Source organism: Amycolatopsis sp. NPDC003731 (assembly GCF_053586895.1).
In genome coordinates this window covers 1-11,992 of record NZ_JBSFNC010000109.1, presented here as the reverse complement: position 1 = coordinate 11,992, position 11,992 = coordinate 1, and the positions used below count along the sequence as shown (strand labels likewise).

The following is an 11,992-nucleotide window of genomic DNA, read 5'->3' as shown; positions in this document are numbered from 1 at the left end:
CCAGGACCTGAGAACCCGAGCGGTGCCCGCGGGTTTCGCCCACTCTGTGGCGAAACCGATCACTCAGGAGAGCCTCATGTCGCTGACCGAAGTCATCGAAGGCACCCGCAAGGCCGTCGACGCGGACCCGCACAACGCCGCCGTCTCCTTCAGTGTCGACCACGTCCTGAAGCCCGGCACCAAGACCGAAGTCGAAGTCAAGGTGCGGGACCACGCCTTCACCGTCGACGAGCCCGCCGCGCTCGGCGGGACCGACCAGGCCGCCAACCCCGTCGAGTACGCGCTCGCCGCCCTCGGGTCGTGCCAGGTCATCACGTACCAGTTCTGGGCGGCGAAGCGCGGGATCCCGATCGACTCCATCAAGGTCACCGTCGACGGCGACCTCGACCTGCACGGCTTCTTCGGCTTCTCCTTCAACACCCGTCCCGGGTTCGGGGACGTGCGGGTGTCGGTCGAGCTCGAAGGACCGGCGAGCCGGGAGCGCTACGAAGACCTCAAACGCGAGGTCGACGAGCACTGCCCGGTGCTCGACCTGTTCCGCAACGAGACGCCGGTCAGCACCAAACTGACCTAGACGAACTCGTGCCGCACGATCGTCTGCTCGCGGCCCGGGCCGACGCCGATCGCGGAAATGCGGGCGCCGGACAGCTCTTCCAGGCGCTCAACGTACGCGCGGGCGTTCGCCGGGAGCTCCTCGAACGTGCGGCACGCCGAGATGTCCTCGAACCAGCCCGGGTGCTCTTCGTAGATCGGGATCGCGTGGTGCACGTCGGTCTGCGTCATCGGCATGTCCTGCGTGCGGAATCCGTCGACTTCGTAGCCGACGCACACCGGAACCTTCTCCAAGCCGGACAACACGTCCAGCTTCGTGAGGAAGTAGTCGGTGATGCCGTTGACGCGCACCGCGTACCGCGCGATCACCGCGTCGAACCAGCCGGTGCGCCGCGAGCGGCCGGTCGTCACGCCGAACTCGCCGCCCTGCTTGCGCAGGTACTCGCCCGATTCGTCGTGCAGCTCGGTCGGGAACGGGCCGGAACCGACGCGGGTGGTGTACGCCTTGAGGATGCCGAGCACCGTCGTGATCCGGCCCGGCCCGATGCCGGACCCCGCGCTCGCGCCGCCGGACGTCGGGTTCGACGACGTCACGAACGGGTACGTGCCGTGGTCGACGTCGAGCAGCGTGCCCTGGGAGCCCTCCAGCAGCACCGTTTCGCCGCGCTCCAGCGCCTGGTTGAGCTGCAGGCGCGTGTCGGCGATGCGGTGCGCGAACTTCTCGCCCGCCGCCAGCACCTCGTCGGCGACCTGGTCCGCGTCGAGGGCCTTGCGGTTGTAGACCTTCACCAGCACCTGGTTCTTGAACTCCAGCGCGGCTTCGACCTTCTGGCGGAAGATCTTCTCGTCGAGCAGGTCCTGCACGCGAACGCCGACGCGGGCGATCTTGTCCTGGTAGCACGGCCCGATGCCGCGGCCGGTGGTGCCGATCTTGCGGCTGCCGAGGTACCGCTCGGTGACTTTGTCGATGGCCACGTGGTACGGCATGATCAGGTGCGCGTCCGCCGAAATCAGCAGCTTGGACGTGTCGACGTCCCGCGCTTCGAGTCCGGACAGCTCCTCGAGCAGCACGCCCGGGTCCACCACCACGCCGTTGCCGATGACGTTCGTCACGCCCGGGGTCAGGATGCCGGACGGGATGAGGTGCAGGGCGAAGTTCTCGCCGTTCGGCAGGACGACCGTGTGACCGGCGTTGTTGCCACCCTGGTAGCGGACGACCCACTGGACGCGGTCACCCATCAGGTCGGTGGCCTTGCCCTTGCCTTCGTCTCCCCATTGGGCACCGATGAGCACGATGGCCGGCATGTGACACTCCAGGTGTTCGACGACTGAGGTTTAGTGTCCCGGACGGACACCGGTGGCGCTGACGAAATGCCGGTGCATGACTGTAACGGAGGACCTGCGGGTGCGCGGAATCGTGGTGGCCTGTGGCGATGACGCGGCCGGCTTCGAAGAGGTCGACGACGTCGAGTCGATCCGGGTGCCGAACCGTCCCGGCAAGGCGGAAATCGACCCCTTGCTGGGCGAACACGATCACCTGGTCGTCTCGGGCACCGACGCCGACCTCGCCGCGGTCGTGCTGCGCCTGCTCCGGAAGGACGCGATCTCCGGCGTGTCGGTCGGGTTCGTGCCCTCCTCGCCGGACTCGGTCGTCGGCGCGCTCTGGGGCCTGCCGAAGACGCCGCTGCGGGCGCTCGCGCTGGCGTTGCGCGGCGAGGTCGACCCGGTGCCGCTGATCCGCGACGACGTCGGCGGCGTGCTCGTCGGGCGCGGGCAGCTGCGGCTGGTCCGCGGCGTGGCCTACGCCGACGAGCAGGTGGCGCTGCGCGGGCCGGCCGCATCGATCGAGGTGACGCCGGACCCGGGCGGTCCCGGGCTGGCCGTCCGGGTCGTCAAGGGCACCATCTTCAAGCGGCCGTCCACGCTGTACTCGCGGGCGTTCCAGATCGGCTGCATCCCGACCCGGCCGGTGCGCGACGACGTCGTCTTCGAGCGTGCGGTGAACAAGTGGACCTGGTACCGGCACACCGAGGACCTGCGGCTGGTCCGCGGCGCCGTTTGACGGACAGCAACCTGTCACCTATACGTGTTGTATGCGCCACTTCCGTGCCTGAAGGTTAGCTGTCCCCACTTCAGACACGGAGGCAGCAAGATGCCAACCAGGCGTGCTGTTCGTCATTCGTTCACCGTCCTCGCGGTCACCGCGGTGCTGTCCGGAACCCTGGCCGGCGTCGCGGACGCGACCCCGCCGGGTATCCCGTCGGCCACCACGGCGAAGTCCGAGCTCGCGGCCCTGACCGTCAAGGCCGACGGCTCGCAGACCGGCTACAGCCGCGACAAGTTCCCGCACTGGATCGACCAGGGCAACAGCTGCAACACCCGCGAAGTGGTGCTCAAGCGCGACGGCACGAACGTGGTGACCGACTCCGGTTGCGCCGCGACCTCCGGCAAGTGGTTCAGCCCGTACGACGGCGCGACCTGGACCGCGGCGTCCGATGTGGACATCGACCACGTCGTGCCGCTGGCCGACGCGTGGCGCACCGGCGCGTCGTCGTGGACGACCGCGCAGCGCCAGGCGTACGCGAACGACCTCTCCGACCCGCAGCTGATCGCCGTCACGGACAACGTCAACCAGGAGAAGGGCGACAAGTCGCCCGACCAGTGGAAGCCGCCGCTCACCGGCTACTGGTGCACCTACGCGAAGATGTGGGTCGCGGTGAAGTACAAGTTCAAGCTGACGATCAACTCCGCCGAGAAGTCCGCACTCACGGACATGCTCAACCGCTGCTGACGCCGGTACGCTCGGGCGGTGCGGATCCTCTTCACGTGCCGCCCGGCGTACGGCCACCTCTTCCCCCTGCTCCCCCTCGCGAACGCGGCGAAAGCCGCCGGGCACGACGTCGTCTTCGGCACCGGTGAGGCGTTCGTGCCGAAGGTGCGCGAGCTCGGCTTCGAGACCCACCGCGTGGGCATCTCGATCCGCGACGCCGAAGCCGAAGCCCAGCGGCGGCACGGCGCGGAAGCCGGATTCGACGTCGGCATCACGATGTTCGCCGAGCTGCTGCCGCAGGCGACGATGGCCGACCTGCGGCCGCTGCTGCCGCAGCTGCGGCCGGAGCTGGTGGTCTACGAGCAGAGCGACGTCGGCGCCGGCGCGTTGGCGCAGCAGTCGGGCATCCCGGCCGTCTCCCTGGTGATCGGCCGGTCGGTGCCACCGGAGGTCCTGTCCGTCGCGGCCGAACGCCTGGCGCCACTGTGGGGCCGCCTTCCCGCGGACGCCATGCTCGGCGACGCCTGCGTCGACGTCTGGCCCGACAGCGTCCGCGACCCGGGCTCGGCGGCGGTGCCGAAGGTGTTCCGGATGCGCCCGACGCCCTACAACGCCGACGTCCCGCTGCCGGCCCTCCCGGACGACGGCTTCGTGTACCTGACGCTGGGCACGGTGGTCTTCGGCGCGACACAGGTGCTGCGCGGGGCGATCGCGGCGCTGTCGCGGCTGCCGCTGGACGTCTTGGTGGCGGTCGGCCCGGGCGACCCCGCGGCACTGGGCCCGGTACCCGAGAAGGTGCGGGTCGCCGGGTTCGTGCCGCAGGCCGAGGTGCTGAAGCACGCGGGCCTGGTGGTGCACCACGGTGGTACGGGCACGGTGCTCGGCTCGCTCGCCGCCGGTCTGCCACAGCTGGTGCTGCCGCAGGGTGCCGACCAGTTCGCCAACGCGGAGGCGTTGTCGGCGCTCGGCGCGGCGAAGGCCCTGGTGGGGGACGCGGTGCGGATCGACGCGATCGAGACGGCGGCCCGCGAACTGCTGGACGACCCGGCGGCCCGGAAGGTCGCGCAGAGGGTCGCGGCTGAGATCGCCGGCATGCCCGCGCCCGAGACGGTGCTCGACGAACTGGTCGCCTGGGCCTCGTGAGTGGTAACGCGGTTCTAACCCGCGTTACCGCCCACGAGCGCCAGGATCTCGCGGGCCACGGCGTCGTTCTGGCGGAAGGACAGGGCGTTCGTCCGCGGCCGGGTGAAGGCCGCCGCCGAGCGGGCGCTCGTGTGCGGGCCCACCGCGAACCGGTGCGGGTGGGGACGGCCCGTCCCGTCGAGCAGCCGCGAGTCCGAGACCCGCGTGTGGATGCGGCCCGACGGCAGCGACGCGCCCGTCACCGGGTCCGCGACCGTCTCCTCCGCCAGTTCGCCCGCGTCCCGCAGCTGCCGGAGCAGGCCGTCGGCCGCGCGCGTCACGCTCGGGTCCGGCAGCCGCGCCTCGATCAGCGTGCGGGCCTCGGCCGTCTCCGGGTGGCTCGCCGACGACGCCACGAAGACGCCGTCCTCCGCCGTCACCCGCATTTCCGCGCCCGCGAAGGAAACGATCCCGGCTTCGTGCAGGGCCAGCAGCTCCTCCAGGCGGCGCGGCGGCGGGCCGCTGGCGTAGTAGGAGAAGAACCCGTGGAACCAGCCGTCCATATCGGACACTTGCGAGGCGGCCCCCAGCCGTCCTTTTTGGACCAAGATCGGCAGCTGGGTGTACACCGACAGCAGCGCCATGAAGGCACCCAGGTCCGCGCTGAACTCCTGGTCCGCCCGGCGCGCCAGATCGGCCTCGACGTACTGGCGGAGCTTCTTCCCGAACTCCTCCGCCGTGCCGAACGAGCGGCCCGCCATCGGCCGGTCCAGCCGGTCGAGGTCGAGCCGGTCGGCCTCGGCGGGCACCGCCCGCGCCACGAGGTCCCGCATGGCGGGCGAATCCCAGGCCAGGTCGGTGAAGGCGTCGGCGAACACGGCGAAGTCCATCCGGACGCGCTCGGGGTGCCCGGTGAACAGCTCGCTGTAGTAGCCCCAGGCCAGTTCCTTCGCGATCAGCGGCCAGACGTCGGCGCGGAAGTCGAGCGCGTCCCCCGGTAGCGCGTCCATCGCGTAGGCGTCGAAGAACCTGGGCAGCCGCAACGGTTTCCCGCGCAGCCGGTAGCCGATCTTCGCGTGGTACGGGACGCCGCGCCGCGAGCCGACGTGCAGCACCGGCTCGGCGCCGCTCGGGTGGTAGCGGAGGCCGCCGCACGGGAGGTCCTCGAACCGGCCGCCGCGGCCCTCGGTCAGCAGCAGCATCAGGTCGACGAACGCCAGCCCGAACCCGCGCACCAGCACGGTCTCGCCCGGCGCGACGCCCGCGTAGTCGACGTCGGCGGTGTAGCCGGCCGGGTAGTACGACAGCCCGTGCCGCGCGGCGAACGCCACCAGTTCGCGCTCCCGCTCGTCGGGTTCGGCGTCGAGGTGGCCGACGGTGAAGACGACGGCGTCCGCCACGACCGCCGAGCCGTCGGAGAGGCGGACGGTCCGGCCGTCGACCCCGGTCGCCCGGGCCGCGTGCTCGACGACGTCGATGCCTTCGGGCAGGTCCGCGACGACCTGCCGGTACACCCAGGTCAGGTAGGCGCTCTGCAGGCGCCGGGTGGGGAAGTCGAAGGCGTCGAGCCCGGTCAGCTCGGCGACGACGTCGGGCGGCACGTCGGCGGCGAGCCCGCCGTCCCGCACCTTCCGCGCCCACTCCAGCAGCGACGGCCCCGGCCGCACCGGGCCGGCCATCTTCACCGAGTCGTCGGTGAACATCGTGACGTCCTCGGGCATGGAGTTCATCCGCAGCAGCGGCGACTGGTCGTAGCGCCACACCCGGCCGGGCCCCGGCGGAAAGGGGTCGATCAGGTGCACCTCGAGCCGGCGGCCGCCGAGCAGCTCGCCCGCGTTCGCGCCGAGCCGTTCGAGGACGCCGACCCCGCGGGGTCCGGCGCCCACGACAGCCAGGGTGAACGGCGGGAGATCGGCCACGAACCCGAAGCTACGCCGGGGTTCCGGCGCCGGAAGCCCTTCCCACAGGGCGGAACCCATCCACGCCGCGCGCGGCTCCGAAGTCCTGGGGTACACCGGCGAGAGGAGCGAACTTGACCTTCGTCCACCCAGGCGCCCGGGCCTCGATCATCCCGTTCCACCTGCGAATACTTGACCGATGAGCTCGGCTCGCCGCACCGCGTCCACACCGCGCAGGACGTGGTCGGCACCCTCCTCCGGGGGAACTGGGCGATCTTCGCCCACGAATGGGCCGATCCGGACGGGATCGACCCCGAGCACTGGCGGGACGTCGTCGAGGCCGCCGCGGAGGCGGCCGGGGTCGACGTCGAGTTCGTGGTCATCCCGCGCCGGTCCCTGACCGTCGTGTTCAACCGGGCGGCTCCGCCCACCTTCGAGCAGGTCCGCGCCTCGATCGAGGTCGTCGAAGGCGCTCGCGGCCAGCACTGAGGGCGTCCGTTTTCCCGGTAGCCACCTCGCGCACGCGAGGTGGCTACTTTTGCCCCTGGCGACCGACCAAGCGGTACGGAATGATCCATTGGTGACTCCTGAGCCACCGGTCAGACACTGCGGGCTATCGTCTGACCCGTTCAGGAAAGCTCCGTGACACCTTCGATACCGGCGAAAGAACCTAGAGATTTACCAACAGTCACGGGACACTGGCTGAGGTAACTCACGTACCGTGACTGCCTCATGACGACTGGTCGTCTCGTCACCAGGGGTCATGCACCGGGCACGGTATGCACGAGAGGTCGGGAGAAACGCATGGCAGCACCGCCGGATCGCGTCACGTTCCGCGAGGTGTTCGGGATCGCCGAGTTCCGGGCGCTGTGGTTCGGCGAGCTGCTGTCCATCGCCGGCGACCAGCTGGCCAGGGTGGCGCTGTCCATCCTCGTGTTCACCGGCACGAACTCCGCGACGCTCACCGGCCTGACCTACGCCCTGACCTACGCGCCGTCGCTGCTGGGCGGCATCTTCCTGACCGGCTTCGCCGACCGCTTCCCACGCCGCAGCGTGATGGTGCTCGTCGACCTGCTGCGGGCGGCCCTGATCCTGCTCGTCGCCGTGCCCGGGATGCCGTTCTGGCTGATGTGCGTGCTGGTCGGCGGCGTCTCCCTGGTCAACCCGCCGTTCAAGGCGTCCCAGCTGGCGCTGCTGCCGCAGGTGCTCGAAGGCGACCGGTTCGTCGTCGGGATGGGCATCCGGAGCATGACCGTGCAGAGCGCCCAGCTGCTCGGCTTCGCCGGCGGTGGCGCGCTGCTGATCGCCCTCGACCCGCACGTGGCGCTGGTCGTCGACGCCGCCACGTTCGTGCTGTCCGCGGTCTTCGTCCGCTTCGGCGTCCGCGCCCGGCCGGCCGCGGCGAGCGGCGAGCAGCGCAAGTCCTTCTTCGCGACGCTCGGCGGCGGTGGCCGGACGGCGTTCGCGAGCGGGCCGTTGCGCACCCTGGTGCTGTTCACCTGGCTGATGGGCCTGCTGCCGGTCTACGAGGGCATCGCCGCGCCGTACGTCACGGCGGCGGGCGGCGGCCCGGAGACGATCGGCCTGCTGCTCGCGGCCGACCCGATCGGCAGCGTCATCGCGACCTTCGCCTACACGCGCTGGGTGCCCGCGCGGCTGCGGCCGAAGCTGATCGGCCCGCTGTCCGCGCTGTGCGCCGTGCCGCTGCTGCTCTGCTTCCTGAACCCCGGCCCGGTCTCGTCGATCGTGCTGTTCATCGTCTCCGGCGGCCTGGGCACGGTCTGCCTGCTGCAGGCGACCGCGTCACTGACCCTGGCGGTGCCCGACGAGCAGCGGGCGCAGGTGATGGGCCTGTCCAACACCGGCCTGACCACGATGATGGGCATCAGCCCGCTGATCGGCGGCGTGCTGGCGGATCAGCTGACCCCGCACGGCACGGTGGGCATCTTCGGCATCGCCGGGCTCGTGCTCACCCTGCCGCTGGCGGTGCTGTGGGCCCGGGCGCTGTCGGGCGAGCCGGATCGATGGATCGACAAAGAAGCCGCACGCGCCGAACATGCTTGACATGCCCCGCGCGTGGGCTCGACCTGCGCGACCTTGCGGTGCGCTGTGCGGTCACTGTTCTTTGCCGCGCATCGCTGGCCACCTCTCGTTCCGGTGTCAAAGAAAAAGTACACACCGAAAGCCCTTGTGGACAGCAGGCGAACGGTCTGAAACTGTCCGTGAGTACTTTGTCACCGTACAACCACGCAAGGGTCTGGGGGAAAAATGGTCACATCGGGGGAACAGCACGGCCAAGACTTGATTTCTCGCGTACGGGGCTGGGCACTGTGGACCCGCCCCCGCGACTGGATCATCGCGACGCTGACCGCCATCACGGTCATGCTGACCTGGACGGCCGTTTCGCTGTTGACCGTGCCGGTCACCGTCGCCCAGCTGGGCACGTTTGCGCTGCTCACAGCCTTGGCCGTGGCGCAGACGGAGGTCAGCAGGCGGCTCGAGCGGCAGCGCCGGATCCTCAGCAACGGGCCCTACATCTCGATGACTTCGGTGTGGCTGCTGCCCGCCGGCCTGCTCCTGCCGGCCCAGCTGATCGCCGCGCTCGGTGTCGTGCTGTACGTCTACTTGGCGTTCCGTAGTTGGTCCGGCACCCGTCCGGGTGAATTTCACCGCGTGGCCGCGAACGCGACCACGATGATCTTGTCGGCCTTCTCCGCGGGTGTCGTCGGTCACATGACCATCGGCAGCGGCGTGGCGACGGTGACGCTGGCCGCGCTGGCCTTCTTCACGGTCAACACCGCGCTCACCGGCCTCGGTCTCTACCTGGCCGACCCGAAGAACGCGACGCCGGTGTCCTGCCTCGGCAACATGGACGACAACCTGCTGGAGCTGTCCACGTTGTGCGTGGGCGCGCTGCTGGTGATGGTGCTCAACGAAGAACCGCTGCTGTCGGTTCTTGTCATCCTGCCGCTGTACGTGCTGCAGCGGTCCGTGCTGATCAAGCGGCTGGAAGAGCTGGCCACCACGGACCAGAAGACGCAGCTGCTCAACGCCACCACCTGGCAGGACGGCGCGCAGCGCGAGATCTCGCGCGCGGAGCGGGAGAACGGCAGCTTCGGCGCGATGATGATCGACCTCGACCACTTCAAGCGGATCAACGACACCTACGGGCACCTCGCGGGGGACGACGTGCTCAAGGCGGTCGCCGCCGTGGTCAAGCAGGAGACGCGGGCGCACGACCTGGTCGGCCGGTTCGGCGGCGAGGAGTTCGTCGCGCTGCTGCCGTCGACGTCCAAAGAGGATGCGATCGTCACGGCGGAGCGGATCCGGCAACGGGTCAGCGAACTGATCATCAGCACCACGACCAACGAAGGCGCGGCCGTCGACATCGAACGGCAGACGGCGTCCATCGGCGTCGCCGCCTACCCGCTCGACGGCGCGTCCATCGAGGAGGTGATGGCGTCCGCCGACGCGGCCGTGTACGCGGCCAAACACGGCGGGCGCAACCGGGTGGTGGGCTCGGCCGCGGCGGCTCTCGCGGCAGCTTAGCGATCCGGCCAAAAGCAGGCCGCCCCCGCGCGGAACGCAACCGTGGCCGCAAAGTCATGCGGCCGTGGCTGTGGCCGGATTGCTAAGCGATCAACACAGCTACCGCAACCGGTCGATGACGTCGCTCGCCTTGGTCTGCAGGCGGGCGACGCCGCCCACGGTGAACTCGGTGAGCAGGTCGATCAGGGCGTCCTGGTCCGGCGGCTCGCCGTCCCAGGTGGCCTGGACCAGTGACTCGGTCATCGCGAAGAAGAGCGTGACGAGCGCGCGGTCCGCGCGGCCGGAGTCGATGCCGTGCGCGGCCCACCGCTTGCGGGCGGCCTCGGCGTAGACGACGGCCAGCCTCTCCCTCAACCGGGTGAGGGCGGGGTCGCCCGCGCGCTCGGCCGCGCGGAGCACGCCGTAGCCCTCGGGGTGGTCGGCGACGAAGGTGACCATGTTCGCGTAGTTGGCCCGCGCCCAGGCCCGCAGGCCGGGCTGCGTGTCGGCCACGGCCGGGCTCGCGATGGCGGCGAAGGCGCTTTCCTCGGTCGCGGCCACCACCTCGGCGAACAGCGTCGCGCGGTCACCGAACTGCTCGTAGACGGCTTGGCGCGAGACGCCGGCTTCGCGCGCGATCTGCTCGATCGTCGCGCCCTGCATCCCGTGCTGCGCGACGACCTTCGCCGTCGCCTGCAGCACGCGGGCGCGCTGCTCGGAAACCGGGAGCTTGCGCGGCCGCCCGCGCGGGGCCGGGCTTGACATTGTGGTCCACCTCACGTGATTCTTTTTTCGACACCTCTGTCTGAAAAGGTGTCACCCGCGCGCACTCGACCTGCTCAACGAGGAGCAAGCATGCGTATCTTCCCCCGTCGCGCCCTCTCCGCGGCCGTCGCCACCGTTTCCGTTCTGGCCCTGGCGACGCTCGGCCCGCCTCCGGCTTCCGCCGCGTCCTTCTACGATCCCCCGTCCCCCCTCCCCGCCGGAAGCAACGGCGACGTCATCCGGCACGAGACGTCGACGTTCTACATCGACCCGATCCAGCTGATCAAGGCCGACGCGAACGTGCAGCGGATCATGTACCGCAGCACCGACACGCACGGCTCGCCGATCGCCGTCACCGGAACGGTGTTGACGCCGCGGTCGGCGTGGCACGGCGCCGGGGTGCGCCCGATCGTTTCCTACGCCGTCGGCACCCAGGGCGAGGGCGACGACTGCGCCCCGTCGAAAGCGCTTGCGGCGGGCTTCGAGTACGAAGGGCCGTTCATCGCGGGGCTGCTGACGCGGGGGTACGGCGTCGTCGTCACCGACTACGAAGGGCTGGGCACGCCCGGGGACCACACGTACGTCAACCGCGCGTCGGAGGGCCACGCCGTGCTCGACGCGATCCGCGCGGCGCAGCGGCTGCCGGAGGCGGGGCTGCCGGACGACGGCCCGGTCGCGATCGCCGGCTACTCCCAGGGCGGCGGCGCCTCGGCCGCGGCGGCGGAACTGCAGCCGAGCTACGCGCCCGAGCTGAAGCTGAAGGGCGCGTACGCCGGGGCGGTGCCGGCGGACCTCGCCGAGGTGGCCAAGAACCTCGACGGCCACTACGCGGTCGGTTTCCTCGGGTTCGCGCTGGTGAGCATGAACTACGCGTACCCGGAGCTGAACATCCCGGCGCTGCTCAACGCGCGCGGGAAGCAGCTGTTCGAGCAGGTCCGGACCGAGTGCACGGTGGAGGCGATCGCCGCGCACGCGTTCACGCAGTCCTCGACGCTGACCAGCGACGGCCGCTCGCTCGTCGCCTACCTCGGCGAGGAGCCGTACCGGTCGCGGGTGGCCGAGCAGAAGATCGGGTCGCTGAAGCCGACGGCACCGGTGCTGATCGTGCACAGCGCGCTCGACGACATCGTGCCGTACGCGCAGGACCGCGACCTGGGCCGGACGTGGTGCGGCAAGGGCGTGAAGGTGCAGTTCAGCACGTCGCTGGTGCCGACGCACGTGCTCGGCGCGGTGCGGGCGTACCCGGAGGCGTTCGCCTGGCTCGAGGGCCGGTTCGCCGGCCTCCCGGCGCCGGTCAACTGCGGCTGGTTCTGACCGCGTCGTGAGTGGCAAGGCGGGTGCTAACCCGCCTTGCCAC

The 11,992-nt window shown here is 70.4% G+C and carries 11 protein-coding genes; 8 read left to right on the top strand and 3 right to left on the bottom strand.

Annotated features, from left to right (window positions below; genetic code table 11):
• The first annotated feature begins 76 nt into the window (after positions 1-76).
• On the top strand, positions 77-574 hold the full coding sequence (locus tag ACWDN5_RS33545; protein ID WP_003091821.1) for an OsmC family protein: 498 nt from the start codon (positions 77-79) through the stop codon (positions 572-574).
• Here the strand turns inward: ACWDN5_RS33545 and ACWDN5_RS33540 are convergent.
• Positions 571-1,857: an adenylosuccinate synthase gene (locus ACWDN5_RS33540; RefSeq protein ID WP_013230806.1), complete on the bottom strand. Its 1,287-nt coding sequence runs from the start codon at positions 1,855-1,857 to the stop codon at positions 571-573. The two genes, ACWDN5_RS33545 and ACWDN5_RS33540, sit on opposite strands and share 4 nt — an antisense overlap.
• Positions 1,858-1,933: 76 nt before the next feature.
• Here ACWDN5_RS33540 and ACWDN5_RS33535 point away from each other — a divergent pair, with 76 nt between their 5' ends.
• The 3 genes from ACWDN5_RS33535 to ACWDN5_RS33525 all read left to right on the top strand — a co-directional run bounded on the left by ACWDN5_RS33535 (position 1,934) and on the right by ACWDN5_RS33525 (position 4,465).
• Positions 1,934-2,614, top strand: a complete 681-nt coding sequence (locus tag ACWDN5_RS33535) for a hypothetical protein (RefSeq protein WP_449679116.1) — start codon at positions 1,934-1,936, stop codon at positions 2,612-2,614.
• A gap of 90 nt (positions 2,615-2,704) precedes the next feature.
• Positions 2,705-3,343 carry an HNH endonuclease family protein gene (locus ACWDN5_RS33530; protein WP_449679115.1) on the top strand — a complete coding sequence of 213 codons (639 nt, stop codon included), beginning with the start codon at positions 2,705-2,707 and terminating at the stop codon, positions 3,341-3,343.
• A gap of 18 nt (positions 3,344-3,361) precedes the next feature.
• Entirely contained in the window at positions 3,362-4,465 is a 1,104-nt protein-coding gene (locus ACWDN5_RS33525; protein WP_449679114.1) for a glycosyltransferase, read from the top strand.
• 14 nt (positions 4,466-4,479) lie between these two features.
• On the opposite strand, the gene ACWDN5_RS33520 is transcribed toward ACWDN5_RS33525, so the two are convergent.
• Complete coding sequence (locus ACWDN5_RS33520; protein WP_449679113.1) at positions 4,480-6,363, bottom strand: FAD/NAD(P)-binding protein; 1,884 nt, start codon at positions 6,361-6,363, stop codon at positions 4,480-4,482.
• A gap of 171 nt (positions 6,364-6,534) precedes the next feature.
• Between ACWDN5_RS33520 and ACWDN5_RS33515 the strand changes: the two genes are divergently transcribed.
• The 3 genes from ACWDN5_RS33515 (at position 6,535) to ACWDN5_RS33505 (ending at position 9,891) form a co-directional block, all read left to right on the top strand.
• Positions 6,535-6,831 carry a hypothetical protein gene (locus ACWDN5_RS33515; protein ID WP_310969524.1) on the top strand — a complete coding sequence of 99 codons (297 nt, stop codon included), beginning with the start codon at positions 6,535-6,537 and terminating at the stop codon, positions 6,829-6,831.
• A gap of 315 nt (positions 6,832-7,146) precedes the next feature.
• On the top strand, positions 7,147-8,406 hold the full coding sequence (locus ACWDN5_RS33510) for an MFS transporter (RefSeq protein WP_449679112.1): 1,260 nt from the start codon (positions 7,147-7,149) through the stop codon (positions 8,404-8,406).
• Positions 8,407-8,727: 321 nt separating this feature from the next.
• The gene (locus ACWDN5_RS33505; RefSeq protein ID WP_449679129.1) at positions 8,728-9,891 is read left to right on the top strand and encodes a GGDEF domain-containing protein; all 1,164 of its coding nucleotides are present in this window, start codon (positions 8,728-8,730) and stop codon (positions 9,889-9,891) included.
• Positions 9,892-9,990: 99 nt separating this feature from the next.
• Here the strand turns inward: ACWDN5_RS33505 and ACWDN5_RS33500 are convergent, their stop codons facing one another.
• Positions 9,991-10,635: a TetR/AcrR family transcriptional regulator gene (locus ACWDN5_RS33500; RefSeq protein WP_310969526.1), complete on the bottom strand. Its 645-nt coding sequence runs from the start codon at positions 10,633-10,635 to the stop codon at positions 9,991-9,993.
• Positions 10,636-10,725: 90 nt separating this feature from the next.
• Here ACWDN5_RS33500 and ACWDN5_RS33495 point away from each other — a divergent pair, with 90 nt between their 5' ends.
• Positions 10,726-11,949 (top strand): lipase family protein, encoded by a 1,224-nt coding sequence (locus tag ACWDN5_RS33495; RefSeq protein WP_310969527.1) that lies wholly within the window; start codon positions 10,726-10,728, stop codon positions 11,947-11,949.
• Positions 11,950-11,992: the final 43 nt, after the last annotated feature.

Bases quoted from the DNA above. Each gene is read 5' to 3' on its own strand.
- ACWDN5_RS33545 (WP_003091821.1), top strand. From the start codon at position 77: ATGTCGCTGACCGAAGTCATCGAAGGCACCCGCAAGGCCGTCGACGCG.
- ACWDN5_RS33540 (WP_013230806.1), bottom strand. From the start codon at position 1,857: ATGCCGGCCATCGTGCTCATCGGTGCCCAATGGGGAGACGAAGGCAAG.
- ACWDN5_RS33495 (WP_310969527.1), top strand. From the start codon at position 10,726: ATGCGTATCTTCCCCCGTCGCGCCCTCTCCGCGGCCGTCGCCACCGTT.
- ACWDN5_RS33500 (WP_310969526.1), bottom strand. From the start codon at position 10,635: ATGTCAAGCCCGGCCCCGCGCGGGCGGCCGCGCAAGCTCCCGGTTTCC.
- ACWDN5_RS33510 (WP_449679112.1), top strand. From the start codon at position 7,147: ATGGCAGCACCGCCGGATCGCGTCACGTTCCGCGAGGTGTTCGGGATC.
- ACWDN5_RS33535 (WP_449679116.1), top strand. From the start codon at position 1,934: ATGACTGTAACGGAGGACCTGCGGGTGCGCGGAATCGTGGTGGCCTGT.
- ACWDN5_RS33530 (WP_449679115.1), top strand. From the start codon at position 2,705: ATGCCAACCAGGCGTGCTGTTCGTCATTCGTTCACCGTCCTCGCGGTC.